Raw genomic sequence first — 26,199 nt, 5'->3', positions numbered from 1 at the left:
TTATAATAATGTATAGTTTCTGGTAATCGTGTGACGAAGGGCGGCTCCGCTTTCATCCCCACCCTTCAGGGTGGGGTCTTCCCGCTCCGCCCCCTTCACCCCCGCAAAATAAATTAACTGCAGTCCTCCGGCGAGGAGATCTGCAGGCCGGTTGCGCTGTTCCCGGCGATGTACGTCCTCTTTCCGGCAATCCACTCTCGATCGTTCCCCCCTGGAGGCGAAGAAAATGGAACACTGCTCTCATCTCTCCGCTCCCCACCTCTGTGGTGCCTCCGCCTGCTTCCCGGGCTCCCCGGCGACGCCGCCTGAAGAAGAGATCTCCTCGCCGATGGTACCCATGAGGTCGTCTCGTAAAGATCTATGTACCTTCGATACACCCGGATCGGAACGCTTTCCTCCGAGGACTCTACCATCTGAACCCTATCATGGGCAAAGATAGTGAAACGGCTTTCCATTGGGTATCGCACCTTCGATGCTTGAGCTCTGTTCCCTGTCGGAACGTCGCTTATCCCCACTCGGGGAGGGTCCGGGGGGTGCGACTGGCTCTACCGGCAGGAGTTCGAGCACCACAGGTGCGCAGGTTTTCCCGGATCAGGGCAAGGGGATGCATCGTTACACCTGGATGATATCCATTCTCTTATATCCTCTGGTATCGGGAGTAGACAAATCGCTCCCTCCTTGGAAAAGCACAGTTGGAGATTGCAACGGCTACAAAGACAATGACCGGGGCATGGATGACATAGACCGCATAGGAGTGCCGGGACAAAAACCTGGCAAACCTGCCCGAGTAATCGAACCGGTCGCGGAAGAGCGTGACCAGCCCCAGTGCCATCCCCACCGCTACGGTGGAGTCCCACAGCGCATAATGGCCCGTATCCGCACGCACCCCTCCAGGGTGGACCAGAGTGGAGCCGTGTGGATTCGAGGTGCCGTCTCCAATCCAAAGCCCGATATGATTTCTACACTGCGGGACACCTGGGTAAAAACGTGTTTGAAAGGGGTTAGTAGGGTTCTGTCTCATTCTCCAGGGTCGGGTCCGGTGTCGGCGTCGGCGTCGCTCCCGATGATGAGGACGAGGACTTCGAGGAAGAAGACTGCCCGGCCTCTGGTAGCAAGATGGTCGTCGTAGGTTCTATGCTTGAATCCTGCTCCCCGGGAGAGTTACCTGGAATTTTCATGGGGTTTGCAGTCACATCCGTGGCGTTATTCGTAGCCGACGATGAAAGGGACGGGCCGTTCGCACTCACAGAGTTGAGCGCTGCTACATCGCTCTCCTCAGAGGACTCGACTTCTCCCGATACAATGACCGCCCCGTAGCAGAGAGCAAGAGTAAGAACGACGCCGAGAACGATCTTCATCCCTCCCATGTTTACAACCTCGTGTGATTCGAGGTTCCTCTAATTCGGTCGTGCATACATTCTGCCTGGAATATATATTCAAACATATATACGTTTGGTAAGCACCTGCCTGACCCGGAAGGCGACCAATGCACCACACAATCTGATCGACCACGCCTGATACGGGGAGGTTGAGTCCTGGTGCGTGGGGCCATCAGGTCACCCCTCACTGGAAAGTGTAGCGAGGTCAGGGCTCACATTCCAGACCGCGTCCGGTCGCTCGCCCGGACCCCTATGCGTTCTCATCCATCGCGGCCCAGCCCGCCGCGGGCAGCTATATATACCCACTCCACTATCCCCGCCGCGGCGTGGGATCATCACAAGACCAATCCACGCGGGATTGTGATCGCATGCACAAGGCCCCTCTCCCCCAAAGGGAGGCGGAGAGCCGGCAAACCAAGGAAGGTGAAGTATGAGGATAACAACATTCGGGACGATTGTCGCCGCAATTATCGTCATCGCCATAATCTGTGTGACGGGACTCGCGTCAGCACTCCCACCCGTCGTGCAGCCGGATCAACCGCCAGTCGTCGAACTCCCGCCAACGGTAACGCCAACGCCGACGGTCACGCATATCCGACCGCCGGTCGTCTCAGTGTCGCAACTGCCAGTCTTCGAGCCACCGGGACCGTCAACGCCGACGACCACCACGACCCCGACAACCACGACAACCCCGGTAGAGACCATGACGACCACGGCAACCGAGACCCAGGCGCCGACGGTCACGCCGACGCAGACCCGGACGCCGGCGATACCCCCGCGGCCGACACCGCCGGCAGTCGCACTCCCGCAGCCCCAGCAGAACAGCCCGGCAGGCGGGGTGCCGGCACCCAGCGGCCAGGTGGACAAGATGTACCCTGCAATATCAGGGAATAACGTCATCTGGGTCAGCAACGACTCGATGAACAGGTCGGTCTCGGTGCAGCTCTGCGATATACCCTCAGGGAACAACTCGACCATATCCACCCCTGCGTCGGTGCCCCTCGCCATGCCCCGCCAGCTTGCCATCGCTGGAAACAACGCCGTCTGGTCGGGAACAAACCCGCAGACAGGACGCGTCAACATCTATCTCTACGATATTGCTACGGCCAGGCTGCAGCAGGTGACGAAAGACGGGCCCGGAACGCCGCTGGACCCCGGTGTCTCGCAAGACTACATCATATGGACGAACCTTACGGACGGGTCGAGCGATGTCGACCTCTACAAGATTGCAAGTGGAACCACCACACCCCTGGTCACCGCTCCATCCTACCAGATGGAGACGGCCATCGGCGGAAACACGACGGCCTGGGTGGATAACACGACCGGAGGCGACTTCGACATCGCTATATCACCCCTCGGCGGGTCGGGAGGAGTCATCCTGAGCGAACCCGGTGACGACCTCTATCCTGATGTATCGAGCGACGGCCAGTACGTCGCCTGGATCAAGTTCATCGAGAACCGGAGCGCCGTCTACCTCTATGACGTGGCGAAGGGGAACGCAACGCGGATAACCGGAGAATCAGCCCATCCGGACTCCGTTGCGGTCGACGGAGACCTCGTGGTTTACTCAGACCTGCGGAGCGGAAACCATGATATCTACATGTACAACATCACCACCGGAACGGAGACGCAGGTGACGCAGGACCCGTATGACCAATCCTACCCTGACGTCTCAGGCGGCGTGATCGTCTGGATGGGCAACAATACCGGTCGGTGGGACATCTATCGCACCTCCGCCGGATAGCGCGGAGCACGAGGGCCGGGAGCCTACGTGAGAGTATTCTCCCGGGCCAGGGGCATCATCGGGAAACGCCGCCCACTTCCATCAGGCGGGCGGCGTTTCTCAGCCCATACGCATCCAGAACCATGAAAGCACCGGCCATGAGCACTATCCCGGCGAGCAGGAAGATGAGGAGCCGAACCAGCCCACCCGGCAGGGTAATGGCGAGAATCCCGAGGACCAGCGAACTTACGCCCAGCCCGAGGGTGTACCAGAAACCCTTCGTCACACCCGCCCTCTCCCGAAACGCCCTCATCAGCGTGACAACGGCGCTGGAGAAGAGCCAGACCGCGAGGACCAGCAGAATGAGGATGAGATAGAGTTTCCAGAAGATGAAGAGGGCGATTCCTGCAACCGCCACGATGCCTCCCCTGATGATGTCCTTGTTTGCATGCTCCTTCCTGTTCCTCTGCTGGACGCCTTTAGTGATCGCGATGAGACCGAGAATGAGAACGAGGGCAGGCAGGGTTACAGCGAAGAAGGATATTGTGCCATAGAATGCCGTGAGGAGGAGTGTGGCGCCTATCGCTAACAGGACGATGCCAAGGCCCATCCTGAACTTCCAGTTCATGTGCTGGTCAGCAAGACGTTGCAGGGGATCTCTCCGGGTCGCATCTTTGCTGGTTACAAAAACGGTCTCCATGGTCTCGTGAAGCATGAGCGCCAGGGGGGCGTCATCGATCAGGTGCATGATAGGGTTCTTCTCCGGATCGTAGCGGTCCATATGGACACGGTAGTCCGAGACAGTCTCGTGGGCATGGTACTGTCCCTTCCGGTAACTGGCAATCGTATCGGGGCTCGGCACATTGATGGCCGACCGTTTCCAGTCCGGCTCGATCGGCTCGGTCACCACAGCCTTCGGGACGATTACCTGAAAAACCCCCTGGTGCAATGCATCGAGAAATGACTCAAGCGTGCTCAACCTCTATCCTCCTCACCATCTTGTTTCATCCTCAAGACTCGCTGATACTCTGGAGTTGTCTCCAGGACTGAGATCTCTCGATGCACCGGTTTACCGGCGGCCGGTAAATAACACTATCTCCGGGGTAATCGTATGAAAAATAGGGGCGGGACCAGAGAATGCTTCACCGGGCGGGGGGTGCCGCCGGCGGAGCCTCCGTAGTTGCCGGAGGAGTCGCACTCCTCCTGTAGCCGAGCTGCCTTCCTTTCGGTTTCAGGAGCTGTTCCGGCGTCATATACGCATACGCCTGGATGAGCCGGGCGATGATACCGGTCCATCCGGTCTGGTGGCTCGCGCCCAGCCCTGCACCGTCATCACCGTGGAAGTACTCGTAGAAGAGGATGTAATCGCGCCAGTGCGGATCCTCCTGAAACTTCGATGCAGCTCCGAAGACCGGGCGCCGGCCGTTCTCGTCGCGGATGAAGATACGTTCGAGCCGGTTCTTTATCTCCTCGCTCACCTCGTAGAGGTTCATCCACCTGCCCGAGCCGGTGGGGCACTCGATGGTGAAACTGTTCCCGTAGAATGCATACAGGTTGAGCAGGCTCCGGATGATCACAAGGTTCATCGGGAACCAGATGGGGCCCCGCCAGTTTGAGTTCCCGCCGAACATATTCGAGTTGGACTCTCCCGGCAGGTACTGGACCTGGAACTCCTGCCCGTCCAGGATGAAGGTATAGGGCTCATCGGCATGGGCACGGGATATGGACCGTATCCCGTAATCGCTCAAGAACTCCTTCTCGTCCAGCATCCTTGAGAGGATCCGGCGCAGCCTCTCTTCGTTCACCAGGGAGAGGAGGCGGCGACCCTGGAACCCGGGCCGGCCCGGCGACGTTATGTTGGCGGTGAGGAGCGGATGGGTCTGGCTGAACGCACGCACACGTTCCAGGAAGACGGGCACCTTCTCGAGCATATCTGTCTGGAAGACGGTGCTCGAGCAGAGGGAGAGGAGCCCCACGAGGGTCCGCACCTTCAGGCGGGTTGCGCTCCCGTCAGGCAGGTGCAGGAGGTCGTAGAAGAACCCGTCCCACTCGTCCCACATCCCCTCCTGGTTCTCGCCCATGCGGTTCATAGCAGACGCGATCCAGAGGAAGTGCTCGTAGAACTTGATGGCGAGTTCCTCGTAGACCGGGTTGTGAACAGCAAGAGTAGTAGCGATCTCGAGCATGTTCTGGCAGTAGAGCGCCATCCATGCGGTTCCATCGGACTGTTCCAGGTAGCCCCCCGATGGGATTGTTGCGCTGCGGTCAAAGACGCCAATGTTGTCGAGCCCGAGGAACCCGCCCTCAAAGACGTTCTGGCCGTAGCGGTCCTTGCGGTTCACCCACCAGGTGAAGTTCATCAGGAGTTTCTGGAATACCGCTTCAAGGAACCGGATATCCCCTGTACCGAAGACCTCCTCCTCGACACGGTAGATGAACATGGCTGCCCAGGCGTGGACCGGGGGGTTGACGTCGCTGAAGTTCCACTCGTAGGCAGGGATCTGGCCATTGGGATGGAGGTAGCGCTCGTGCAGTATCAGTTCTAACTGCTGTTTGGCAAACCCCGGGTCGATCATCGCAAAGGCGGCCAGGTGGAACGCGAGGTCCCACGCAGCATACCAGGGGTACTCCCACTTGTCAGGCATCGATATGATGTCTGCGTTATACATGTGGAACCACTGGTTGTTGCGGACAGGACGCTTATTGCCCATGGCCATGTTGGAGCCGTGCTGACGGAGCCAGCGGTCCAGGTCGTAGAAGTAGTACTGCTTCGTCCAGAGCATGCCGGCGAGCGCCTGGCGCATCACGCCTGCCGCATCGGGACTGACCGACGGTGGGGTGACGTTGTCATAGAACGCATCAGCTTCCTTCTGCCGAACGCTCAGTATCTCCTCAAACCCGCTCCCGAAGAGAGCGCCCTCCCCGGCTGCACCCGGAGAGGTTTCGTTCAACCGCAGCCGTATCACCCGGCTCTCTCCGCCAGGAATGGTCATCTGGAAGTAGGCCGAGGCTTTCGTCCCGGTCCGGGCAGGGTTCACCGCTTCGGTTCGCCCGGCGACAATGTACTCGTTGATGCCGTCCTTCACGTAGGGGGCCGCGTTCGGGGTGCCAAAGATGCGTTCCGTGTTGGTCTCGTTCTCGGTGAAGAGCAATTCGGGGGATCCCTCACAGTGGAGATACCGGTTCCCAAGGGTCGGATGGCTGGCCTGAAGTACGCTGGTTCCGGGGGGGCCTTCGATCTGGTTCAGGAGCGGTCTTCTGGTGCCCTTCTCGAGCCACCAGGTATTGCGGAACCAGAGCGTCGGCAGCAGGTGCAGGGTAGCCTCATCCGGCCCCCGGTTCCACACCGTGATCCGGACCAGAATATCCTCGGGGGAATCCTTCGCATACTCCACGAAGACGTCGAAGTAGCGATCATCGTCGAATATGCCGGTATCGATGAGTTCGTACTCCGGCTCGTCCCGGGTGCGCTTCCGGTTCGTCTCTACAAGGTCATCGTACGGGAACGCCGCCTGAGGATACTTGTAGAGGTACTTCATGTAGGCGTGGGTCGGGGTGTTGTCCAGGTAATAGTAATACTCCTTCACGTCCTCGCCGTGGTTCCCCTCAGCGTTCGTAAGGCCGAAGAGCCGCTCCTTCAGGAACGGGTCGGCACCGTTCCAGAGGGCGAGCGCAAAACAGAGGCGCTGAGAATCGTCCGAGAGACCTGCAATCCCGTCCTCCCCCCAGAGGTAGGTGCGGGAGCGTGCCTGGGCGTGGGGAAAATATGCCCAGGCATCGCCGTCATCGCTGTAATCTTCCCGTACCGTTCCCCACTGCCGTTCGCTCAGGTAGGGGCCCCACCTGCGCCAGGGCACGCCCTGCTTATAGACTTCCCAGAGCCGCTCTCCCTCCCGCGTGGCGGGGGTAACATCCTCAGGTGACATGCGGCGGTTGGATGGATAGGGAAGGGATATACTTTTCGGCATCCTTACAGGACCGGGCTTCCCCACCCGTTCCACCACAATGGATTGACCTCGGTTCAGGTCTTTGGGGCAATAGAGGGCCGGATCCTCTCCGGGGCATCGTACATAGCGTATCACAACTCACGGTCTGCACCATCCCGAAGACCCAGAACGCCACCTCCTGCCTGTCTCCGGGCTCAGTCAGCGGGCCGGGGAAAAAAGGCGCCCTCTGCAGGACCCTGCCGTGAGCGGCATGCGCACCGGTTCCAGGGAATTACGTCTGACCGTAGTGGCCCAATCGGCGCGATCCTCACACCAGGATTCCCGACATCCCCGACGGTCGGCCTGGCGCAGGAACAGCCCGGGATGGGAGGACCCCATCCCGGCCTTCGGAACCTGCGTCACAGATGTCCTCTAATCGTGCGCCATCTGGTCGATCGCCGCCGTAATGGCGAGGACGAGCGCGTCGTCGTGCCCCGGCTCCACCTCCACGCCGTAGGTGTCCCGGATCCGGAACCATTTCTTCGAGACCTCGGCAACCCGCTCCCTCCGCCCGGCGTCGATCCGGTACTCGTGGTCGAGGATGTTGCCCTGCACCTCCCAGTCCTCACCTCCGGGGATGCTGACCGTCCACCGGTCCCGGAGCGGCGCGATCAGCGCCTTCTTGATCGTGGCCGCCGTGCCGCCTCCGCCCTTCTCGATCTCCATGGTGTCCTTGATCCGGAGCATCCGCTCCTGGATCTTGTAGAGGTCCTGTCCTTCCTTGCTCTGTATGATCAGGGTGTTCCTCACCCGGAGCGCTTTTCCGTCCACCTTGAATGCCCGCTCTCCCGCCGCGTCCTCGATCCAGTAGTCGTCTCCGATGGAGACGAGTTTCTCGCGCATCCTGTACCTGTGTGCCCCGCCGGCCTCTTCACGGCCCGCGAGGCCGCCTTCCGCTCTTCTTCGCATCATGGGTATCACCTCATATACCGCCGAGCCGTCGTCCCCACGACCCCGTTCCGGTTCACCGGGCCGGGTCGCCACAAGCCAGGTGATCGAGCGGGTGAGATACGCCGGGGCGAACAGCTGTCGGCGCCGATTATATTACGGTGCAATTATATTTGTCGGTGAGAATAAATCTCCCTGGAATTATAGTGGCGAAATCGGCAAATCGCACCGGAACGGTGCCGGGCTGCCCAGAGAACGGAGCCCTGCAGGATGCCGGCGCCCATGAGCAGGAGACGACGGAAGCTGCCGGGCTGGTTGCGGGCGGGGCGGGATAATGCTTTCAAGGTTCTCGTACAGGCCGACCGCTCACGGCAGACGCTCATTCTCTTCGCCCTTCTCGATCTCCAATGCCTGCTCGATCTTCTCAAGCCGCGTGACAATCTCCTGATACATCTCCTCCTGGCGGGCGAGCATCTCCCGAAGCTCGTTCGCTGCCCCTTGCTCTTTGCCCTGCGCCGGTGTGATCTTCTCCGCCGGTATCCTCCGGGGTGCCGTCAGCTTATTCGAGAGGAACCCGGCGAGCGTTCCGAAAACGCTTATCCCCGCGGTCATGAGGATGACACCCACGATCCGTCCCTGTGCGGTGACGGGGTACTCATCCCCGTAACCCACCGTCGCGATCGTAACATACGCCCACCAGAGTGCGTCTCCCGCCGTCCGGATGTTCGCATCCGGGGCAGTGCCCTCCGCACCGAGCACGAGCACGGCACTCACTTCGATGAGGAGAATGATGAGGAAAAAGACGGAGAAGAGCGCTCCTTCCGCCCTCTGTTCGGAGAACTCATACCGTAATCGTTCGGTTCCGAACGTGCGCATCAGCCGGACGTCGTGTACAATCCGGAAGAGGCGGAAGAACTTCATGCCGGGAACCGGCACCACGGAGAGGAGATCCGCCCAGCCCACGTTCTGGAGGAAATACTGTACCTTCGATTCGGCCGTGATCAACCGGAAGAGGAAGTCCAGCAGAAAGATAAACGACAGGATGGGGTCTACGATGAGAACAACCCGGGCCGCATTGGGGCTGAGGCCGGGGAAGATGATAAAGATGATATTGAGGATCGACAGGACGGAGAGGAGCAGGATGAACCCCTCATAACCCGACCCCTTGAATTCAACCGGATATTCGGACTCATCCTTCATAGAAGACTCCGCACGTGCGGTGTGTGATGATACCCGCACCATTCTTGAAAGCCATCATTTTTCGACGCACCATCCATCTCCTGCAGGAACAGGGTTCGTCCCGGGTCGCCTTTACCGACCAATCAAGCGCCTTCGGGCGCCAGTCTGTTTATCTCCGGCGTTTCGAGACCGCGCATCTTCCGGACATGGGAGATTCCAACCTCGCCGAAAGCCCTATTGTCCCGCATGATGAGGATGCTGCCGGGGGGACCTGCCGTATTTTCGCGCACTTCGGTGAGCCCCCTGTTGAGTTCGTCAGCCTCGGCAGCCCGTGCATCGCTTAAGCCCGCCTCAAGGATGTACTATTCGGCGTCGTGGGCAATTTCGTTCTTCTTTTCATTTCACAACTCATCGCTTTCCTATCCCTTCTATTGAAAATACAGGCCTCAATCCGTCCCGAACGCCCTCCTCACCCCCGGCAGCATGATGTAGATCAGGATCAGGACGTTCAGGAGCACGGCAATGTTATTATCATACCATGCACCGCCGGTCAGCATTGTGGTGAAACTCAGAAGCAGGTTGAAGACCGTGATGATCAGCAGGAATATCCAGCCCTGGCGATCAACCCGCCAGAGCATCTGGGCAACCCAGAACCAGATGTAGGCGAGCAGGCCGTAGACCAGCGCATACCAGAGGTTGAAGATGCGTATATTCAGCAGTCCCAGCCAGGGGAAGAACCCCAGGAACCGCAGCGTGATGATGACATTGATTACTGCTAAAATACCGGCCAGTATGGCCAGAATGGTGACCCCAATGGGTCGTTCTGCATATTCCGTCATTATGTTCTCTCCTTTTCGATATACCACCCGGCGTCGGGGACAATCTTCCGGTTTGCCATGGTATACCTCCGATTGAAGCGTGATTCCCGATAGCCTCCCCTGCATCTGCCGGAGGTTCGATGTAGTAGGAGAGATGATCGCTTGAGGTGACCATCCAGCTGTCACTGATGCCCGGGCAATGTCTGTTGGCGGCGGACGCGATGCGGAAGGGGGTAGGTCAGTAATATTTAATCCCTTATATATACGTTACCAGATGAGAAACCGCCAGATAAAATGGTCGAATTTCGCGGATTAGGCCTTATATTCCTTCGCATCCTCCAGATCATACCATCCCGATCGTTCATTCGTCAGCGAAGGACCTCATGCTCACGGTTCGGAGCTCCTCCGAACTCACAAGATCGACCAGCGGTGTCGTGAGGATGTTGCCGAGGAAGTGGTCCGGTTCGACGAGGTGGTCACAGGAGTAGAGGTCGCCGTTATGTTCGAGTGCCACGCCAGGGCCGCAGGCAGGGGCGAAGACGCAGACCGCCCCTGCCATCCCGCGAGCGCCCAGTCGAAGTTCAGGACAATATTGATCCACTCATCGAAGATCCCGGTCAGGAACCGCCCCCACTGTTCCGGCCGGATGGATCGAGCGGTGACCGTATTCTCTTTGTTCTCCCGCTCGACGATCGGAATGAACTGGATGTACGGTGCAAAGAGTTCGTCGTGGAAGAACCGGCACCAGTCGGTCTCGCCATGACGTGGAAGGCGGGGGGCGCCCTCTCGCCGGATCCGCTCATCGGCCGACCTCGTTCCCGCTGCACCGCCTGGAGGCGTTTAAAACCGGAAAGGGACCTGTTTCCGGCGTAATCGACCATGCCTCGCCGAGAGAGTCATCACCCTCATATTCCGAACCGCTCAGGCATTCACCGCTCCTTCAAGGCACCCCCCAGCACTCCTCCCAGGTAGCCGACGAAACCGAGGACCGGGAAGAACATCAGGGTGATGATGAGCGTCGAACCGAGGAAGCGGAGAAGGGCGAGATCGCCCGGAGCAGCTTCGATGCCCAGCACCGCAACGACCGCTGCCAGGGCAAGCGCATCCAGGAGGCCCGTATACACACCTGCTCTTCCTCCGATTTGCCTGGATTTTCTTCTTCCTCCGCTGGCAACCCAGCCCGCCACAAGACCCCCGACAAACGCACCGCCGATCGCTATCAGGTACGTGATGACGAGTGCGACAATGAGCCCGATAACCACCCCGACCCTGAAGGCCCGTGGATCTCCCTCTGGCATGTATCATCTCTCCCGGTTCCCCACGCAAACTCGATTGGATGCTATTGCGGGGCAAGAACGTGAGTATTCACACTGAGATCTACATCTACAGCCGCAATATGTGCATCCGGCGGGTATGGGAGTCGATGACCCCCATCCCCGGGCACCGTTCCTTCCGGGTACCCGCCGGGTCGCTCTTCATGTCTCCTGCTGCAACCCAACCCTCGCGGCGCTCATTGCGCCGTGCAGTTCAGGTCTGCAGAAAGGTTCCGCTGTTCATCCCGGACAGCCTGTATCTGCGGGCGGATGGTCTGAATGGCCTCAACGGCGGTCACATCGTTGGGGAGGTTTTCCACGGCCTGGTTGAGGTTTTCGTATGCCGCATTGAGGTTGTCGATCCGGACGTTAGCGACCTGGCTCGCGGACTCCCTGACATTCTCCATGGCGGACTGGACCTGGTCCCGTCCATCCCGAATATCTCCGACAGTGGATCTCAGGCTGGTGTTCTCCATGCTCTCAAGCGCTGCTCCGAGGTCTGCGAGACTCTGGCAGAGCTGCGCCTCCGCCTCCTGCTCCGAAGGCTGGACGCATCCGGCACCGGCACAGGCCAGAATGAGGACCAGCGCGATGAATAGTACCCCCATTTTCTTCATACCTATCTCCCGGGCAGGATGGCTGCCCGGGGCCGGATTATGGCGCGACTTATATAAAATTATCCCAATGCATTGCGGCGAACCGGGTATCATACAACGGCGCTCCCGCATGCCCCCATACCGGAGAAAACGGCAGCCGGATACACTTCTTTACGGGCAAAGAGAGGGGGAGGTCGTGCCTGCAGACCGGGATCACCGATCAGGCCCCTCTCTCCGGTCACCCCGGCAGCCAGAACGCAAAGATGATGGCCGCGATGCCGCCGATGATGGCGAGCCCCGCAAGGAGCAGCACCAGGCCGACAGCGGCGACGAGCGGGTTTGCGATCAGGACCAGGCCGAAGACGATGCTCAGGATACCGAGGATCCCGGTTCCCCACCCGGCACCGGAGAACCCCTGCACCGTGTAGACAGCCCCGATGATCAGCCCCTCCACGCCAATGATGATGGCAAAGACGGTCGGGATAAGAACGGCGCTATAGAGGGGATAGGCGAGCACGAGGACGCCTGCAAGGATGCCGAGGATCGCGACCAGCAGTTTCCAGCCCCGGCCTGTTTCGTCTCGAAACAGGTCGATGAGCGCGACGATACCGTTGAACAGCCAGTAGAAACCAAGAAACGTGACGAGGAGCGTCAGCGTCGGGATCGGGTAAATGAAGAAGAGAACGCCAAAGATGACCGCGAGTATGCCGAGCAGCAGCACGGGCCAGCGTGACGGAGCCATAACAGCGCCGGACTTAACGGAACCGGCGTCGGACAGTGTGTTAACCATGACAACACCACGCGGAGGACTCAGTGACAGTATATAGGCTTCCCCCTCATCCGCCCGGCCCGGTCCGACGGAACGAGCAGCGCTCCGCCGGGATTGCCGTCTTTCTGGGCCGGTGCATCTGTTATCTGGCAGCAGGCCCCTGCACCGGTTGGGGGGGCAGACCCCTCCTTCCTGTAGACGAACTTCCGCGCTTCCTTCCCGAGTACCTGTTCGGGGCCATATATCCGAAGAGCTGGATGATCCCGGCACCGAGCCCCGTCCACCCCGTCTGGTGGCCGGCACCGATCCCTGTCCCATTGTCGCCGTGGAAGTACTCGTAGAAGAGGAGGTCGTCACGCCAGTGGGGGTCGTCCTGGAACTTTTGGGCGTACCCGAAGACCGGGCGGCGCCCTCATCGCTGCCGCCGGATCGGCCCTCCGTTCTCCCGTACAGAAGGTACAAACTACCCGGCAACAGGTCAAACAATTACATTAATATACACCGGGTCCTTCTGACGCACTTTATTCGAGGGCTGATAGAATGGAGAGCGAACCTGATCCGGCCCCCCGGGCATCGACCGCAACCCCGCAGGGCGTGCTCCTGCCGCTTGCGCTGGCTCAGTTCATCTGCAGTTACGCTGCCTCGAATATGAACGTGGCCATAAGCAACATCGCCGCCGACCTGGGGACGACGGTCAGCGGCGTCCAGACGACCATCGCCGTTTTTACACTCACCATGGCAGCCCTGATGATCCCGGGCAGCAAGTTGACGGATATCCTGGGCCGCACGTTCCTGTTCAGGCGAGGCCTCCTCGTCTACGGCGTGGGAGCGCTGATAGCGGCAGCGGCGCCGGGGCTCGGGATCCTGATCCTCGGCTACTCGCTCCTCGAAGGCATCGGGACCGCGCTGCTGATCCCGCCCGTGTATATCCTCGCAACCGTCTTCTCTCCCGACCTCACCTCACGCGCCCGCGCCTTCGGTGCGATCAGTGCGGCGGGCGGTATCGGGGCGGCGGCAGGTCCCCTGGTCGGCGGGATCATCACCACCGCGATCAGCTGGCGGGCAGCCTTTGTCGTGCAGGCCCTTGTTGTCGGCATAATCATCATACAGAGCCGGAAGATCGTTGATCCGGGATTGCAGGGCGAGAAACCCGCTTTCGACATCGTCGGAACTATCCTCTCGGCGACGGGACTCTTCTTTGTGGTGGTCGGCATCCTGCAGGCTTCGACGTACGGCTGGTTCAGGGCCAGCCAGGATTTCGTCATCGGCAATACGGTCGTGATCCCGGAAGGCGGCATCTCGCCGGTATGGTTGTTCGTGCTCATCGGAGCGATTTTGCTGATCTGGTTCTTCTGGCATATTCGATCCATGGAACGGGCAGGCAAGGAGCCTCTGTTGCACACCAGGATGTTCCAGAACCGCACGTCGAACCTCGGTCTCATCACGCAGAACATCCAGTGGCTGGTGCTGCTCGGCCTCTCCTTTGTGGTCTCCGTCTATGTGCAGACCGTGCGGGGCTACAACGCGATCGAGACCGGCCTGATCCTTACGCCGGCCACGATCGGTATTTTGCTCTCCTCGATGGCTGCGGGCAGACTGGCGCGGAAGTATTCCCAGGCAACGCTGATCCGGGCGGGGTTTATCGTGACGGTAGCCGGCGTCTTCCTCCTGCTGTTGCTGGTACGAGAAACATCCCCCGTCCTTACATTCGTGCCGGGCCTCTTTCTCGTCGGCATAGGCGTCGGGGTTATGCTGACGTCCTCGGTCACCGTCGTCCAGTCCAGTTTTCCCGAGGAGGACCAGGGGGAGATATCGGGCCTCTCGCGCAGCGTCTCAAACCTGGGCTCATCGCTCGGCGTGGCCATTGCGGGCACCGTCATCGTGTCCAATCTGGTCACGGGGAATCTGGGCTACGCCCTCGCCCTGGTTGTTCTGGTGCTGTTTGCTCTGGTAGGTCTCGCAGCCGCGTTCATGCTGCCCGTGAGTCCGGTGCCCCGGAGCCCGGAGCCCGGGCCCGATCTCGCCCGATGACGGTATGTTGGCGGTCGCAGGAATCCCCGGGTGGCCCATACCAGCGGGTCATAGAGCCATATCTGCACCATCAACCCGGAGGCCTTCGAATGCGCACCTGCCGGGGGGTCGAGAGAACCCCGGTCAGGGCTCCTCTCGTCTTTCGGGTGAAGGACCGTGGTTGTCCGGCGGGAGTGAGTGCGGCATTCCCGCCCGGCGTATGAGGTAGTAGCCGCCGCAGAGAGCAATGATGATCAGCGCGATCCCGATGAGCTCGCCCGCGGTCGCCGAGCCGAGGAGGATGACCTTTCTTGCGATGGCGATGATCGCGACGAGGATGATGATCTCGACATGGAACTCTCTTCTTTCGAGGTAGGCCTTTATCGTCTCCAGGAGTTCCAGGCCGATGAGGATCAGCAGGAAGTACCCGAAGAGGTCGAAGAGTTTCTGGCTGGTAAGCCGGTAGAGAGGCCCCTCGAACAGCCCTGCGAACAACAGCCACCCCAGTTCGAAGAGTGCGAAGAGCAGTACCACCACCAGGAAGGCCATGAGCACGATGTAGGTAAAACGCTCAAACAACTCCAGCCAGCGGCGCATGCGCAGGTCATCCTGCAAGCCCATATAAAAATATATCGAGAGCATCGCTGTTTTCCTTCCCCGGGATTGTCGTCGTCCTCCCGGTCTCGTGCGGTGCAGAGGGGCTTTCACCACCACGATTGCCGCAGATGCATGGGGGCACGGCACGAAACATTTGGGGGCAAGGTTCATATAGCAAAGTGCGCATCCTACGGCACGCTGGCATGGTAAGAACTCGGGGTTCGTCCCTCTCGCGGCATTCGGGTGGAACGATGGATGGATCGAAGGTGATCGACGGAATCAGGAAGGGGGTTATGGCAATCGCCATCGCCTTCGTCATCGCCACCCTGATCCCCGTACTCCTCGGGTTTCTCTTCTCCGTTCCGACCGGGAAGATTTTTACCCTGATCATCTCCACTCTCGTTCTCCAGGCAAACGCCGCCTTCGTCGGCATGGGACTTGGCCTGCATCCACTGTTCATCCTGGTCGTCATGACGCTCGTGGAACTCGGGATCGTCCTCGCCATCTACGAGATCTTGGACACGTTTGCCGAGCAGTCGGAGAGAGTCCAGCGTTTCACGAAGAGCACGGAAGAGAAGATGGCGAGGTACCCGATCTTACATAAGTACGGCGCAGTCACGCTCATCATCCTTCCTGCGCTCCCGGTGATCGGCCTTTACTCAAGCGTCGTCATCGGGTGGCTTCTGCGCTGGAACAAGGTCCAGTCGGTCTTCTTCGTCACGCTGGGATGGGTCATCGTCACCGGGCTCCTCCTGCTCGTGGCGCTCGGGTTCGTCCGGGTGGTCTTTTAATCAGGGTGGGAAGTGCCCAGAAGAAGCGCCGGTTCCGCCGTCACGTGAGCGGTGCAGAAAGGGCAGGGGCAGCCCTGACTCCGCACAACGGATTGAGTTATATAGTCGAACCGGCATCCTGCTCCGGAGGCGCGCTATGTCTCTTGGTCCAGTCGAGTATATGGTCATCGAGTTTCCGGGAAACCAGTTCAAAGGCGAGATCATCCCGGCGTTGCGCGAGGTGGTCGATGCGGGCATCATCCGCATCATCGACCTCGTTTTCGTGAGGAAAGACGATCAGGGCAACGTTAGCGTGATGGAGCTTGCCGACCTCCAGAAAGATGCGGCGGACGCGTTCGCCCCGCTTGCACGGGAGGCGAGCACGCTCTTCGCCGAAGAGGACGTGGAGAAGGTCAGCGAGGTCATGGAGGACAACAGTTCCGTGGCGCTGCTCCTCTTCGAGCACGTATGGGCAACGAAGTTCCGCGACGCCGTTCTCGCCGCCGATGGAAGGTTGATCGCGGGCGAACGTATCCCAAAAGAGAGGGTGGACGCCGCGCTGGCATGGCGGCCAGCGGAGCAGGAAGCACTGGGGGCGGCACCATGAGAGGCGGCCGGCCGGGCCTTATCGGCACCGTGGCCCGTACAGCGGTGGTCGCGGGGACAGCCACCGTGACTACCCGCGCTGTCGATAAGAGGATGCGGGAGAGGGAGATGAAGAAGGCGGCGCAGGTGCAGCAGACAGCACCATACGAGGTGCAGGCGCCTGCCCCGACAGGGATAACCCAGGAGGAGAAGATGGCTCAACTCAGGGAACTCGCGGAGTTGAAGCAGATGGGGGCTCTGACGGAGGAGGAGTTCCAGCAGGAGAAGCAGAAACTCCTTGCCCGGTAGGACTGCAGGATTCACCATTTTTAGGCACGGGGTCCGGCGCCCGGGCCGCCCCGAACCCTCTCTGCCGCGGGCGTGTCCGACGGCCCCCTCCCTGCGGGGCAATCTCCGCTACATCGAGGGTGGGGCGGGGTCGTCACGGGCGCGGCCATCGTCTTCTTTGCCTACATCGGGTTCGATGCGGTCTCGACGACGGCCGAGGAGGTCAGGAACCCCCGGCGGGACCTCCCCATCGGGCTCATCGGTTCGCTCCTCATCGCCACGGCGCTGTATATCGCGGTCTCCCTGGTGCTCACCGGCATCGTCCCCTACCCTGAGCTGAACGTTCCGGCACCGGTCGCCTTTGCTCTCGACCGGATCGGCATCCCCTGGGGCGGGGCGCTCATCTCCGTCGGGGCGCTCCTCGGGATCACCTCGGTGCTGCTCGTCCTCCTCTTCGGCCAGACCCGGATCATCTTCGCGATGTCCCGCGACGGGCTGCTCCCTGCGGCGTTCGGGAAGGTGCACCCCACCCTCCGGACGCCGGTGAATGTCACCCTCGTCGTCGGGCTGGTCACCGCCGCCATCGGGAGCCTCCTCCCCCTCGGTGCGGTCGCGGAGCTGGTGAACATCGGGACGCTCGCCGCCTTCATCATCGTCTCGGCCGGGGTGATCGTCATCCGGCACACCCGGCCCGATGCTCCGCGGCCGTTCCGGGTCCCGTTTGTCCCGGCAGTCCCGCTCCTCGCCATCTTCTCCTGCGCCTACCTCATCGTCGCCCTGCCGACCGTCACGCACCTCCGGTTCGTGGTCTGGCTCCTGATCGGGCTTGTCATCTATTTCGCCTACGGAAGCCGCCGGACGGGGGCGGTGGGGGAAGTGGGGTGAGGCGCGGGAGAAGATGGTGGCGGAGAGGGATAGGACGCCCTCCGGGCCGAGATGAGGTCACCCAAGGAGCATCGCAACCTTCTGCACCAGGGCCTCAGCCGCACTCACCGCAAATTCCGCTTCGGCCGCAGATATTACACCTACGGCGTCGTAGACCGAACTGTGCTGTTTACGGCGCATACGGTCGAAGATGAGAACGTCACCCTCACCAAGGAAGAGCCCGGCAAACTTTACCACTGAGATATGCTGGTTTGCACCGTCCGGACGGTAACCCTTTGCGAACATCAGGGCCCGGCCGGCCTGGAGGACTGCGTTGTAGGCGATGTTGTATGCCCAATCGCAGTCGGTCGAAAGAAGTGTACGAGCGGTATCAATATCCCGACGGGCGAGAGCCATCGCGTCGTCCACTTTCTTCCGGTCGAGAGGGAGCCTCTTGATCAGCCCCTGCCTCTCAAGGTCTTCAATCATCGCAGGTCCCGATGATCATGATCTTTCTCTCACCCATTACATTCTTTACGAATGGGTCTCCAGCCTCCCTTCTTCGCGCAAACTCGCTGCCGTGCATGAGCGTGTAGTTGATCTCACGGTTGATCGCGCGCTCGCTCGTATTCACGAGCGGGATCAGCACCTCTTCATTCACATCGCCCACGATGAAGAGGTCGATATCGCTCCTTCCCCCTGCGGTACCTTTTGCAAACGATCCGTAGATGAACATGCACTCGATATTCTGCAAGGAAGAGAGATTCTCCCGGATAACTCGTGCAACCCCTTCCGTCTTGAGCACGAGTTGCTGGAGGTCGGTGTAGAGGAAAAAATCACGGTTGACCGTGAAGTATTGCTGGTTCCCCCGCCGTCTCCCGATCAGAAGCCCAAACGACTCCAGGTTTGCAAGCTCGCGGCGCACTCCGTTGATGTTCTCGCCGGTCATGCGGACGATCTCGCGGACGTAGAACTCGCTCTCCGGGTTGAGGAGAAACAGGGTGAGGAGTTTCACCCGGACCTTTGAGGAGATGAGCGCCTCAAGCATGAATACATATTGTATTCATTAGGATAAATAATGTATTCATCCGGATACAAAAAGTATTCACATTTCAGACCCGCAACAAACCCTGCGGGGCCCTACCGGGTGCTGCACGCCGCCTCGACGTCCTCAAGGTCGTAGACGAGGAACCCCTCATGACGGAGCCGGTCTTTCCCCGCGACGAGGCAGAAGCGCTCATGGGGTAGCGGTCGTGCCGGACGTGCTCCGCCTTCTGCACGAGACGCGTGAGCACGCCGCGGGCCTCTCTTTCCGTGAGATCTCCCACCTGCACTCCCCAAAGACGACGCTCGCGTCGCTCTCCCGGACGGCGATGAGGTCGATCTCCTCGCCGCGGTAGAGGGCGAGCCCGGTCTCGCGGCCGATGAACTCCCTAACCATGATTAGTACTAATCTGGATTAGTACCCGGGGTTTCGCCGCCGGTGCGGGTGTGTGCCGGGGCGCTACGGATCTGAAGAGAGGCGAATCGGGGCCGTGGATCCCTGAGCGCTTATTACAGACCCGATTGTTGTCGACGAGCACCCGGGCGCTGCTGAGGCGGACCCGGTGATCGCCGCTCACCGCACCCCCGCCCGGCCGTTCCACTCCCGGACCAGCCTCGCGTAGCAGCCTTCGCAGATATTCGCCTGCGCCTCCCGCGAGCGGTAGACCGCCTTCCCCGTCCCGCAGAGATCGCACCGGCCGAGCTCGACCTTCACCCGGAGAAACTCCCGGTGGTCGAGCACCCCCGGCAGGGGCTGCACCTTTCCGGGCCGCTTCGCTTTTGAGAGGCAGTCATAGCAGAGATACTTCCCCTCGCCGCGTCTGACCGATGACGTCGGCCGGCGGCCGCAGGCGTGGCAGGGCTCGTCCTTCTCCACCGGGAGGGCGATGTAGTCCGCGGGGTTGATGTTGGCAGCGTTGGCAGCATATGTACAGCAGGTGCTGCCAATGAGTGCAGCAACATTTGAGCCGGGATCTGATTTTTCGCCCCGACGCAAGGGGTTCCCCGGTTCGTGTACAGCAGTGCGGAAAACATAGGCACCCTGGTCGTCACCGGAAGCCCCACCGTCCGTGCTCTCCGTTCTCTTATTCTGCTGTACATGTACGTACATAGATCGATCTATATCAGGATCCTGACCTTTGTTCCCGGAATCTCCCTCGTTCCGACCGGTCTCTTGTTGGCAGCAGTTGCTGTACATCTGCTGTACATCTGCTGCACTGCTGCCACTCGTCGGGTCGTCGTCCAGCCAGACCGAGACTCCCCCGCCCCAGGCCCGGTAAACTTCACGGTCGAACGTGAAGTACTGTTCCCGGCGGCGAACCGTGACCCCGCACCCGCCGTCCTCCGTCACGGTGGCGTCGTAGAGGCTGATCGCCGGGCACTTCTCCAGGAGGCCGGAGTAGGGTGTCCCCCGGCTGACGTAGCCGTTAAGGAGCCGCCGGGTCTGGTAGTAGGAGAGGCCGAGGGCGCTCTGGAGCTGCCGTATGGTGAAGACCTCGACACCCATCTGCGCGGCCGTCGCAAGCGCCGCGGCCTCGTTCTTCGTCAGTTTGGTCTCCTGGCCGCCGGCCACCCCGGAGAGGGAGGAGTAGAGTTTGGCCGCCGCCGCGAAGTCCTCCGGCCGGGCGATCACCGTACCGTCGTCGTCGCGATCCCGCTGGCGGGAGAAGAGCCGGGCCCGGCACTTGATCAGGTCAAAGAGCATGCCCGGGTTCCGGCGGTTCTGGGTCGTGGAGAACCCTATCCGCCGGGCAAACGGGATCCGGACGGGGAGGACCTCCTCTTTGACGGCCTCCCAGATCGCCCGGCAGGTGAGGATATCGTCCTGTTCCGGGCCGCGGCCGGCCGCCTCGGCCTCCTTCATGTGGTCGAGCACCCGTTTGTCCTGCTCGACGGTGTCGTCAATCCAGACGGTGAGCATCCGGTTCATCACCTGGTCGTCACCGATCTCCTCGACTTTGGCGAGCCACCAGACGCAGCGCTCCGGGATGGTGCAGACCCGGAGCTTCCGCTCGGTCGTGAGGGTCCGGTGCTCGATCGGCTCCCGAAAGTTCGCGGTTGCGGATTTGAGGACTTCCTGGAGATCAACGGAGAGCGAGACGTCGTCGAAGAGGAGGACGGTGCCGGGCCGGAGGCTGTCGTCGTAGTAGAGCGCTTTGTCCGAGACGGTGCCCTTGAGTTTGTAGGCATCGGGGATGAGGTTCTGCATCGTCGTGCAGGCGTGAGTTTTGCCCTTCCCGGAGTTGCCGGAGACGGCGACGTGGAGGCCATTTGTGTTCTCGACGGACTGGGAGGCAAGAGACATCACCAGGCACTCGGCGACGGTCCGGTCGCCGACGTGGGCTTTGTTGAAGGTGTCGAGGAGGAAGACGAGCGGGTCGCCGGTCTGGAGGATTGCAAGCGCCCGGCGGCGGCACTCATCCTCGGCGGGAACCGGAGCAGGAGGGAGAAGAGGAGGGGTTGGCTCCTCCTCCGTCCTTGAAATCACCTCCCGCTTTTTCTTCTGCTTCTCCCGGGGCTCGTACATCCCCCGGAGTTCCGGCCAGCGCTGCGCCCCTCCGCCGCAGGTCGCGTGGTGGCAGCCGGCGAAGACGGCGCCGTTCGCGAACTGGATAGCGAAAGCGCCGTCCTTGTGGGCCGCCGAGAACGGGCACTCATCGAGGGTGAAGAGGGTGCCGCCCTGCCAGGGCCGTGTGCTCCGGACGGCGATCCCGTGCTCCGCGAGCCATGAGGCGAGGTCGATGCCGGCGGTATTCTTCGGCCGGGGAGATTCCTCCCGGGGGAGGAGCCCGGCGAGGTGTCTGAGCCGATCTATCGGGACAATGGCGATCTCGTCCGGCACGGTGAGGATCTTCGCCCGCCGGTGCGGCCGCTCCGGGGTGTTGTCGCCCTTCCGTGAGACGGTCCCGTAGAGTTTCCAGATCCGGGCGGCGTTGTAATTCGCGGTGTCGACCGTTATGGTCTCGTTCGAGAAGAGGGCGTCGAGGGTCGCGAGCGCTCCTTTCACGAGCGATGTGGCTGCCTCATCGTTTTCGAGGTCGATCCGGTACAACAGATGGGCGCCGTTCCCGGAGTCCGCCCGGAGGGGTGCGGGAAAGCCCTGTTCGGCGAGGTAGGCTGCGATCCTTTCTGCGGCATCGAGCGCCGCCGCGTGCTCGGCATCGGTCGACGAGACCCCGCTCGGCCGGACCGGGTCGATGTCGACCGGGAACCAGCGCCGACGGATGATGTCGGCGTCGGCCGTGGTGGCATCCTTCCGGGAGAGCCGCATCTTGATCCGGTTCGCCCGCCGGGCAAGGAGCGCCGGGTTTGCGGCGTTCAGGGTGACGTAGACCCCGGCGACCGCCGGGTCGGCGTCGAGGGCTTCGACGGCCCGGGCGAGGGCCGCGTAGTCGTCGAAGTAGCCGGAGTGCGTGGCGCCGTCGGCGAGCGCCCGGACCTCGACCACCCCGCCGCCGGGGGCGAGGATCTTCACCGTATGGTGCAGGTCGTCGCTCATCCCGTCACCCCCGGCACCAGGGGAAAGAGCGGAGCGCTCGCCGCCTCCCCGCGGGCGACCCGCTGGAAGGAGGCGAACGGGACGATCCAGACACCCTCCCGGGTCCGGATCACCACCGCCCGTCCTGCGGGGTTCAGCGCCGCGTGCCCCTCGATCGCGACCTCCCCCGTGACGGTGCCATTCGCTCGCCGCACCCGCTCCCGGACGACCGGGGCCGGCCGGCCGGAAAAGACCAGGCTTTTTACGTCTTCCGGTGCTATTCGGTAGCGTTCCGCCTCGATGTGGACGATGAGCCCGCCCGCCGCGGTGCAGGCAAGGGTGCCCGGTTCCGGGGTCATGGCCGCCCCCGTTCGACGCTGACCGTGTAGTGGTGGTTCCGCGTCCGGTGGATGTGGATCTCGCGGACGGCTCTTCCGTGCCGCCGGATCTCGTCTGCGACCGCCTGCGGTATCAGGTAGAGCGGGACGACACCGGCGCGTCGCTCCCCGGTAGCTGCCCTTATTGCCCTGGAGGGAGAAGAGTTATCGGCAGTCCCGTGTGAATCGATGTTGGCGCATGCTTCATCCCGTGGGCTGCCGTCTATCCTGTCTCTGCGTTGCATTCTGTCTCCTCGCTCTGGAACGTTATCAGTCTGACTTTACCACCGGCGGCCCGGGGTCCTCCCCCATCAGGGGTTCTTCTGTTGTGTTGCATGGTCGTTACCTCGCACCGGGACTCTTCCCGGCGCATACATCATTCTCGGGCACCTCCGGTTAAAAGGATAATCCACAAGTCCTGAATTGGGCAGCGGACCCCATATAAACGTTTCTTTATCGAAAAAGAAAATTCCGGAGGGGTAGTCCGAGATCATGAATTGCAGGCAAAATTGGGAGTGTTGAGCTGTTCAGCCTTTTTCACCGGGATCATCCCGGAGACGGGGTTTTGCCCCGGGCACACGCCGCAAAGACCTCGCCGGGAGCGTAGCGGAGGAGGACCTTATACCCCTTCCCGGTCTGGAGGAGGTCGACGATCCCGGCATCGGCGAGCCGCCGCAGCCGGGCATGGTAGGTCGTCTTCCCGACGGCGAGGTAGTCCTGCACCTCCTCAAAGACCGCCCCCGCCATCATCTCATCGCCGGAGAGCGACTGTTCCGCGAGCCGGTAGAGGAGCGTGCGTTCGCCCTCCGAGAGCGCGGCGGTCCGGGCGGCGAGCGCCGGTGACCCGACCCCGGCGACCACGCCCATGACATCCTTCCGGGTGACCCGGCGGCGGCCGTCCCCCTCGGCCTGGAGGCACGCCTGCCGGAGGAGGGCGATCCCCACCCGGATATCCTGTTCGCCGGCGGCCATCCCCGCGACAAGGTCGAGGACCGGCGCCGGCACCACTCCGAGGTAGAGCCCCTGCCGGATGCGGTCGCTGAGGATCTCGCGGATCTCTCCGACCGTGTAGGGCAGAAAATTCACCTCGTGGGGGCGAAAGATCGACCGCACCGGCCCATCGGCCTCGGCGTAGAGGTTCAGGCGAAGATCGCTTGTGACCGCAAAGACCCCGGCACCCCGGACGTCCCACTTCTCGTAGAGCCGGAGGATCTGGTAGAGGAGGATGTTGTAGGTGCCCGCCGGGATGAGGTAGTTTGCGTCGTCGAGGCAGACCAGGAGGCGTGCATCCTTCTCCCCGAGCCGGGCGGCGATCCCCTCCCTGATGTCGTCGAGGTGCCGTGAAGGGGGCGTGTAGCCGAAGAGGTGGCTTGAGATGCAGCGGTAGACCGCGAGCAGGGTGTGGTCCTGCCGGCAGTTGACGTAGACCGGGACGATCTCCTGGGTGCTCTCTTTGAGTTCGCGAAAGACCCGATGGACGGTGGTGGTCTTCCCGGTCCCCGGCGGGCCGCGGAGGATGGTGTTCATCGGACTTCCTCCCTGGAGGGCGGGCTGGATGAGGAAGGAAAGTTCCCGGATCTGGGCATCGCGGTGGTGGAGGTGCTCGGGGACGAACGTGGGCTCAAAGACCTCGGGGTCGCGGAAGAGGGTCTGGCCGTGGTGGAGAAACGGGGGGTGTGCCATACTTCAGTCTGGAGAAGAGGAACGGTATAATGGGTGGCCGTGCGCGGGGTGAAAGTGAAAGGGGATGAGCCCCCTCTCACGCCAGTGCGGGCACCCCGTCGGCCCAGGTCTCGACGGCGGTCTTGATCGCGTCGTCCTGGTAGGACGAGATCCGGACGGTCCGCCGGGTGAAGGTGACGTAGTAGTCGTCACCGGACGGGTCGTGGCACTTGAGCTGCGCGTAGTAGGACTCGCCGCCGAAGTTGCGCTCGGCAACGCCGCCCATCGCGGTTGCGAGGGGGGTGTTCGCGAGGACCTCCGCGGCGTTCGCATCGAAGGCGGCGATCGAGGGGGACTGGAGCGAGACGGTCCCGAGCCGCTTGCCGGTGTTCTCGTCGATGAAGTTCACCTTCGCGGTGTAGTGCTCGCGGTTCCGGATGACCGCGTCGATGACCTTGCCGTCAGGGCCGGTATGGTCGACGCACCCGAAGGGGTTGTCGGCGATGACGCTCTCGATGAGGGTGTTAAACGACGTTACGCTGGCGATGGGGACGGTGAGGTCCCGGACCGCCGATTTGTTTATGGTCTTCTGCACGAAGTCTGCCATGGGTTTTCTCCTTGCCTGCCAGACTTCCCGGGAATATGACAGACGATCATAAGGTCGGCGCGGGAGGATATCAGCCTGACTTTATCGGGGGACCTGAATTGGGCTCCGATTCTCGAATATAATCGTTACGGTCAGGCTTTTTGGGTTCGGTGTCCTATCGTTCTCCAGGAGGGTTATGGGAATGACCGGGGAGAAGACCACCCGGGAGCTCGTCTACGAGACGAACCGGGATGTGAAGTGGATCTGCAAAACCCTGCAGCGGATGGAGGCGCAGGACGAGGCGTTCGAGGCGCGGATCCGGGCGCTGGAGGGCTGGCGGGCGGAGAAGGCGGGCGAGGAGCGGAGAGTTTCGACGCTCGGCGCCGGGGCCGGGGGGGTTGTGGGTGGGGTGGTGGCGGTGCTGGTGAGGGTGCTCGGCGGGGGATAAGTTCAGAAAGATTAGAGGAATGACTGTTCCAGGCAGTGTTTCGGGTGCATTATTACCACTCCGCAGGAGGGGTGCGAGCGGCATGCGGTAAAGGGGATAACGAAAGGTATATCCTTTGAATCAGGATACTAACAGTATATCAGGATGTCAGGAGACGAGCAGATGACACAACCTGAGTTTAACCCCACATCGGTGATTGGTCAGCATTACGAGAAGGGCATGCTGCCATACGGGGGCCGCGTCAACTGCAAGGGCATGATCACGTATGCTGTGAGCCGCGAGCAGTTCGATGATAAGATGCGCCGGTTGGGCTCAATCGAATGAATCAACCCAGAAAACTTGTTTTTTTAGATACCGACATCCTGATATCGGCCTATGAGGATTCTCGCTGTAAGGGGATCCTCGATCACGCAGCGAACCGTGATGGGTTTCAACTGGTCACCTCGATCACCGTGTTAGGTGAAACACTCTTCAAGGCCATGTGGATAGTAACCTGGCTGAAGACTTCGTGATCTCGGTCATTGCCAACCTCAACCGCTGGGATGCTGAGATCATGTTTCCCGACGAGAGCGTAAGCCGGCTCTGTTTCAGCATGAGCACCAATTATGATGATTCGAGGATGATCGGGCAAAAGACCGACAAAGTGCACCTGGCGTATGCCATGTCACAGGACTGTGCAGTCTTCCTGACGCACGATGTTGGCCTGACCCGGTACAGGATTCCCCGGGAGCTCCAGGACGCGAAGTTCTTCAAACCCGAAACGATGACGCCGGAAGCGTTCTGGGAGCGCTATCTCCGGCGATGATACAGTACAATCCATCGGCGTCAGGTTAATTTCG

30 protein-coding genes are annotated in these 26,199 nt (G+C 61.2%); 10 read left to right on the top strand and 20 right to left on the bottom strand.

All coding sequences use genetic code 11. The features are described 5' to 3' along the window. Nucleotides 1–637: 637 nt before the first annotated feature. Both BP846_RS03160 and BP846_RS03155 read right to left on the bottom strand, forming a co-directional pair. Complete coding sequence (locus BP846_RS03160; protein WP_292392594.1) at nucleotides 638–886, bottom strand: hypothetical protein; 249 nt, start codon at nucleotides 884–886, stop codon at nucleotides 638–640. Between the two features lie 115 nt (nucleotides 887–1,001). After that, nucleotides 1,002–1,358, bottom strand: a complete 357-nt coding sequence (locus tag BP846_RS03155) for a hypothetical protein (protein ID WP_292392593.1) — start codon at nucleotides 1,356–1,358, stop codon at nucleotides 1,002–1,004. A 451-nt stretch (nucleotides 1,359–1,809) separates the two neighbouring features. Here BP846_RS03155 and BP846_RS03150 point away from each other — a divergent pair, with 451 nt between their 5' ends. Next, on the top strand, nucleotides 1,810–3,123 hold the full coding sequence (locus tag BP846_RS03150) for a TolB family protein (protein WP_292392592.1): 1,314 nt from the start codon (nucleotides 1,810–1,812) through the stop codon (nucleotides 3,121–3,123). A gap of 55 nt (nucleotides 3,124–3,178) precedes the next feature. On the opposite strand, the gene BP846_RS03145 is transcribed toward BP846_RS03150, so the two are convergent. From BP846_RS03145 to BP846_RS03130, 4 genes are all read right to left on the bottom strand, one after another. After that, entirely contained in the window at nucleotides 3,179–4,081 is a 903-nt protein-coding gene (locus BP846_RS03145; protein ID WP_292392591.1) for an HdeD family acid-resistance protein, read from the bottom strand. 163 nt (nucleotides 4,082–4,244) lie between these two features. Next, nucleotides 4,245–7,028, bottom strand: coding sequence for an MGH1-like glycoside hydrolase domain-containing protein (locus BP846_RS03140; protein ID WP_292392590.1), 2,784 nt, complete (start codon nucleotides 7,026–7,028; stop codon nucleotides 4,245–4,247). A 432-nt stretch (nucleotides 7,029–7,460) separates the two neighbouring features. After that, nucleotides 7,461–8,000 (bottom strand): LURP-one-related/scramblase family protein, encoded by a 540-nt coding sequence (locus BP846_RS03135; RefSeq protein WP_292392589.1) that lies wholly within the window; start codon nucleotides 7,998–8,000, stop codon nucleotides 7,461–7,463. A gap of 342 nt (nucleotides 8,001–8,342) precedes the next feature. Then, nucleotides 8,343–9,176, bottom strand: a complete 834-nt coding sequence (locus BP846_RS03130; protein WP_292392588.1) for a potassium channel family protein — start codon at nucleotides 9,174–9,176, stop codon at nucleotides 8,343–8,345. 26 nt (nucleotides 9,177–9,202) lie between these two features. Between BP846_RS03130 and BP846_RS03125 the strand changes: the two genes are divergently transcribed. Further along, nucleotides 9,203–9,499, top strand: coding sequence for a hypothetical protein (locus tag BP846_RS03125; protein ID WP_292392587.1), 297 nt, complete (start codon nucleotides 9,203–9,205; stop codon nucleotides 9,497–9,499). Nucleotides 9,500–9,601: 102 nt separating this feature from the next. On the opposite strand, the gene BP846_RS03120 is transcribed toward BP846_RS03125, so the two are convergent. From BP846_RS03120 to BP846_RS03100, 5 genes are all read right to left on the bottom strand, one after another. After that, the gene (locus tag BP846_RS03120; RefSeq protein ID WP_292392586.1) at nucleotides 9,602–9,994 is read right to left on the bottom strand and encodes a hypothetical protein; all 393 of its coding nucleotides are present in this window, start codon (nucleotides 9,992–9,994) and stop codon (nucleotides 9,602–9,604) included. 340 nt (nucleotides 9,995–10,334) lie between these two features. Next, nucleotides 10,335–10,532, bottom strand: a complete 198-nt coding sequence (locus BP846_RS03115) for an SPASM domain-containing protein (RefSeq protein WP_292392585.1) — start codon at nucleotides 10,530–10,532, stop codon at nucleotides 10,335–10,337. A 370-nt stretch (nucleotides 10,533–10,902) separates the two neighbouring features. Beyond that, a complete protein-coding gene (locus BP846_RS03110; protein WP_292392584.1) occupies nucleotides 10,903–11,271 on the bottom strand; it encodes a DUF5518 domain-containing protein in 369 nt (122 codons plus the stop codon). Nucleotides 11,272–11,483: 212 nt separating this feature from the next. Further along, on the bottom strand, nucleotides 11,484–11,903 hold the full coding sequence (locus BP846_RS03105; protein WP_292392583.1) for a hypothetical protein: 420 nt from the start codon (nucleotides 11,901–11,903) through the stop codon (nucleotides 11,484–11,486). 217 nt (nucleotides 11,904–12,120) lie between these two features. Beyond that, a complete protein-coding gene (locus BP846_RS03100) occupies nucleotides 12,121–12,672 on the bottom strand; it encodes an HdeD family acid-resistance protein (RefSeq protein ID WP_292392582.1) in 552 nt (183 codons plus the stop codon). 519 nt (nucleotides 12,673–13,191) lie between these two features. On the opposite strand from BP846_RS03100, the gene BP846_RS03095 reads away from it, so the two are divergent. Then, nucleotides 13,192–14,682, top strand: coding sequence for an MFS transporter (locus BP846_RS03095; RefSeq protein WP_292392581.1), 1,491 nt, complete (start codon nucleotides 13,192–13,194; stop codon nucleotides 14,680–14,682). Between the two features lie 123 nt (nucleotides 14,683–14,805). On the opposite strand, the gene BP846_RS03090 is transcribed toward BP846_RS03095, so the two are convergent. Further along, nucleotides 14,806–15,258 carry a phosphate-starvation-inducible PsiE family protein gene (locus BP846_RS03090; protein ID WP_292392580.1) on the bottom strand — a complete coding sequence of 151 codons (453 nt, stop codon included), beginning with the start codon at nucleotides 15,256–15,258 and terminating at the stop codon, nucleotides 14,806–14,808. Between the two features lie 251 nt (nucleotides 15,259–15,509). On the opposite strand from BP846_RS03090, the gene BP846_RS03085 reads away from it, so the two are divergent. The 4 genes from BP846_RS03085 to BP846_RS03070 all read left to right on the top strand — a co-directional run bounded on the left by BP846_RS03085 (nucleotide 15,510) and on the right by BP846_RS03070 (nucleotide 17,786). Beyond that, nucleotides 15,510–16,049 (top strand): small multi-drug export protein, encoded by a 540-nt coding sequence (locus BP846_RS03085; protein WP_292392579.1) that lies wholly within the window; start codon nucleotides 15,510–15,512, stop codon nucleotides 16,047–16,049. A 136-nt stretch (nucleotides 16,050–16,185) separates the two neighbouring features. Next, nucleotides 16,186–16,635: a DUF6325 family protein gene (locus BP846_RS03080; protein WP_292392578.1), complete on the top strand. Its 450-nt coding sequence runs from the start codon at nucleotides 16,186–16,188 to the stop codon at nucleotides 16,633–16,635. Next, complete coding sequence (locus BP846_RS03075; RefSeq protein ID WP_292392577.1) at nucleotides 16,632–16,922, top strand: SHOCT domain-containing protein; 291 nt, start codon at nucleotides 16,632–16,634, stop codon at nucleotides 16,920–16,922. Before BP846_RS03080 ends, BP846_RS03075 begins: the two co-directional genes overlap by 4 nt. Nucleotides 16,923–16,994: 72 nt before the next feature. Next, the gene (locus BP846_RS03070; protein ID WP_292392576.1) at nucleotides 16,995–17,786 is read left to right on the top strand and encodes an amino acid permease; all 792 of its coding nucleotides are present in this window, start codon (nucleotides 16,995–16,997) and stop codon (nucleotides 17,784–17,786) included. Nucleotides 17,787–17,843: 57 nt separating this feature from the next. Here BP846_RS03070 and BP846_RS03065 read toward each other — a convergent pair whose 3' ends face one another. From BP846_RS03065 to BP846_RS03030, 8 genes are all read right to left on the bottom strand, one after another. Then, complete coding sequence (locus tag BP846_RS03065; RefSeq protein WP_292392575.1) at nucleotides 17,844–18,254, bottom strand: HEPN domain-containing protein; 411 nt, start codon at nucleotides 18,252–18,254, stop codon at nucleotides 17,844–17,846. After that, nucleotides 18,247–18,813 carry a nucleotidyltransferase domain-containing protein gene (locus tag BP846_RS03060; RefSeq protein ID WP_292392574.1) on the bottom strand — a complete coding sequence of 189 codons (567 nt, stop codon included), beginning with the start codon at nucleotides 18,811–18,813 and terminating at the stop codon, nucleotides 18,247–18,249. The genes BP846_RS03065 and BP846_RS03060 overlap by 8 nt, the downstream gene beginning before the upstream one ends. A gap of 189 nt (nucleotides 18,814–19,002) precedes the next feature. After that, a complete protein-coding gene (locus BP846_RS03055; RefSeq protein ID WP_292392573.1) occupies nucleotides 19,003–19,206 on the bottom strand; it encodes a DUF234 domain-containing protein in 204 nt (67 codons plus the stop codon). A 177-nt stretch (nucleotides 19,207–19,383) separates the two neighbouring features. Beyond that, entirely contained in the window at nucleotides 19,384–22,308 is a 2,925-nt protein-coding gene (locus BP846_RS03050) for a hypothetical protein (protein WP_292392572.1), read from the bottom strand. Next, complete coding sequence (locus BP846_RS03045; RefSeq protein ID WP_292392571.1) at nucleotides 22,305–22,646, bottom strand: hypothetical protein; 342 nt, start codon at nucleotides 22,644–22,646, stop codon at nucleotides 22,305–22,307. The genes BP846_RS03050 and BP846_RS03045 overlap by 4 nt, the downstream gene beginning before the upstream one ends. Beyond that, nucleotides 22,643–22,909, bottom strand: a complete 267-nt coding sequence (locus BP846_RS03040; protein ID WP_292392570.1) for a hypothetical protein — start codon at nucleotides 22,907–22,909, stop codon at nucleotides 22,643–22,645. The genes BP846_RS03045 and BP846_RS03040 overlap by 4 nt, the downstream gene beginning before the upstream one ends. A 301-nt stretch (nucleotides 22,910–23,210) precedes the next feature. After that, nucleotides 23,211–24,347: an AAA family ATPase gene (locus BP846_RS03035; protein ID WP_292392569.1), complete on the bottom strand. Its 1,137-nt coding sequence runs from the start codon at nucleotides 24,345–24,347 to the stop codon at nucleotides 23,211–23,213. A 76-nt stretch (nucleotides 24,348–24,423) separates the two neighbouring features. Then, nucleotides 24,424–24,933 carry a hypothetical protein gene (locus BP846_RS03030; protein ID WP_292392568.1) on the bottom strand — a complete coding sequence of 170 codons (510 nt, stop codon included), beginning with the start codon at nucleotides 24,931–24,933 and terminating at the stop codon, nucleotides 24,424–24,426. A gap of 181 nt (nucleotides 24,934–25,114) precedes the next feature. Here BP846_RS03030 and BP846_RS03025 point away from each other — a divergent pair, with 181 nt between their 5' ends. From BP846_RS03025 to BP846_RS03015, 3 genes are all read left to right on the top strand, one after another. Continuing rightward, nucleotides 25,115–25,360 carry a hypothetical protein gene (locus tag BP846_RS03025; RefSeq protein ID WP_292392628.1) on the top strand — a complete coding sequence of 82 codons (246 nt, stop codon included), beginning with the start codon at nucleotides 25,115–25,117 and terminating at the stop codon, nucleotides 25,358–25,360. 162 nt (nucleotides 25,361–25,522) lie between these two features. Continuing rightward, the gene (locus tag BP846_RS03020; RefSeq protein WP_292392567.1) at nucleotides 25,523–25,684 is read left to right on the top strand and encodes a hypothetical protein; all 162 of its coding nucleotides are present in this window, start codon (nucleotides 25,523–25,525) and stop codon (nucleotides 25,682–25,684) included. Nucleotides 25,685–25,841: 157 nt separating this feature from the next. Continuing rightward, complete coding sequence (locus tag BP846_RS03015; protein WP_292392566.1) at nucleotides 25,842–26,165, top strand: hypothetical protein; 324 nt, start codon at nucleotides 25,842–25,844, stop codon at nucleotides 26,163–26,165. Nucleotides 26,166–26,199 lie beyond the last annotated feature (34 nt).

This window comes from Methanoculleus sp. UBA303 (assembly GCA_002501655.1).
In the GTDB taxonomy this organism is placed as follows: domain Archaea; phylum Halobacteriota; class Methanomicrobia; order Methanomicrobiales; family Methanoculleaceae; genus Methanoculleus.
This window is presented reverse-complemented; position numbering and strand designations above follow the sequence as displayed.

Bases quoted from the DNA above. Each gene is read 5' to 3' on its own strand.
- BP846_RS03155 (WP_292392593.1), bottom strand. From the start codon at position 1,358: ATGAAGATCGTTCTCGGCGTCGTTCTTACTCTTGCTCTCTGCTACGGG.
- BP846_RS03150 (WP_292392592.1), top strand. From the start codon at position 1,810: ATGAGGATAACAACATTCGGGACGATTGTCGCCGCAATTATCGTCATC.
- BP846_RS03140 (WP_292392590.1), bottom strand. From the start codon at position 7,028: ATGTCACCTGAGGATGTTACCCCCGCCACGCGGGAGGGAGAGCGGCTC.
- BP846_RS03135 (WP_292392589.1), bottom strand. From the start codon at position 8,000: ATGATGCGAAGAAGAGCGGAAGGCGGCCTCGCGGGCCGTGAAGAGGCC.
- BP846_RS03130 (WP_292392588.1), bottom strand. From the start codon at position 9,176: ATGAAGGATGAGTCCGAATATCCGGTTGAATTCAAGGGGTCGGGTTAT.
- BP846_RS03125 (WP_292392587.1), top strand. From the start codon at position 9,203: ATGATACCCGCACCATTCTTGAAAGCCATCATTTTTCGACGCACCATC.
- BP846_RS03120 (WP_292392586.1), bottom strand. From the start codon at position 9,994: ATGACGGAATATGCAGAACGACCCATTGGGGTCACCATTCTGGCCATA.
- BP846_RS03115 (WP_292392585.1), bottom strand. From the start codon at position 10,532: ATGGCAGGGGCGGTCTGCGTCTTCGCCCCTGCCTGCGGCCCTGGCGTG.
- BP846_RS03110 (WP_292392584.1), bottom strand. From the start codon at position 11,271: ATGCCAGAGGGAGATCCACGGGCCTTCAGGGTCGGGGTGGTTATCGGG.
- BP846_RS03105 (WP_292392583.1), bottom strand. From the start codon at position 11,903: ATGAAGAAAATGGGGGTACTATTCATCGCGCTGGTCCTCATTCTGGCC.
- BP846_RS03100 (WP_292392582.1), bottom strand. From the start codon at position 12,672: ATGGTTAACACACTGTCCGACGCCGGTTCCGTTAAGTCCGGCGCTGTT.
- BP846_RS03095 (WP_292392581.1), top strand. From the start codon at position 13,192: ATGGAGAGCGAACCTGATCCGGCCCCCCGGGCATCGACCGCAACCCCG.
- BP846_RS03090 (WP_292392580.1), bottom strand. From the start codon at position 15,258: ATGCGCCGCTGGCTGGAGTTGTTTGAGCGTTTTACCTACATCGTGCTC.
- BP846_RS03085 (WP_292392579.1), top strand. From the start codon at position 15,510: ATGGATGGATCGAAGGTGATCGACGGAATCAGGAAGGGGGTTATGGCA.
- BP846_RS03080 (WP_292392578.1), top strand. From the start codon at position 16,186: ATGTCTCTTGGTCCAGTCGAGTATATGGTCATCGAGTTTCCGGGAAAC.
- BP846_RS03075 (WP_292392577.1), top strand. From the start codon at position 16,632: ATGAGAGGCGGCCGGCCGGGCCTTATCGGCACCGTGGCCCGTACAGCG.
- BP846_RS03065 (WP_292392575.1), bottom strand. From the start codon at position 18,254: ATGATTGAAGACCTTGAGAGGCAGGGGCTGATCAAGAGGCTCCCTCTC.
- BP846_RS03060 (WP_292392574.1), bottom strand. From the start codon at position 18,813: ATGCTTGAGGCGCTCATCTCCTCAAAGGTCCGGGTGAAACTCCTCACC.
- BP846_RS03055 (WP_292392573.1), bottom strand. From the start codon at position 19,206: ATGGTTAGGGAGTTCATCGGCCGCGAGACCGGGCTCGCCCTCTACCGC.
- BP846_RS03050 (WP_292392572.1), bottom strand. From the start codon at position 22,308: ATGAGCGACGACCTGCACCATACGGTGAAGATCCTCGCCCCCGGCGGC.
- BP846_RS03045 (WP_292392571.1), bottom strand. From the start codon at position 22,646: ATGACCCCGGAACCGGGCACCCTTGCCTGCACCGCGGCGGGCGGGCTC.
- BP846_RS03040 (WP_292392570.1), bottom strand. From the start codon at position 22,909: ATGCAACGCAGAGACAGGATAGACGGCAGCCCACGGGATGAAGCATGC.
- BP846_RS03035 (WP_292392569.1), bottom strand. From the start codon at position 24,347: ATGGCACACCCCCCGTTTCTCCACCACGGCCAGACCCTCTTCCGCGAC.
- BP846_RS03030 (WP_292392568.1), bottom strand. From the start codon at position 24,933: ATGGCAGACTTCGTGCAGAAGACCATAAACAAATCGGCGGTCCGGGAC.
- BP846_RS03025 (WP_292392628.1), top strand. From the start codon at position 25,115: ATGACCGGGGAGAAGACCACCCGGGAGCTCGTCTACGAGACGAACCGG.
- BP846_RS03020 (WP_292392567.1), top strand. From the start codon at position 25,523: ATGACACAACCTGAGTTTAACCCCACATCGGTGATTGGTCAGCATTAC.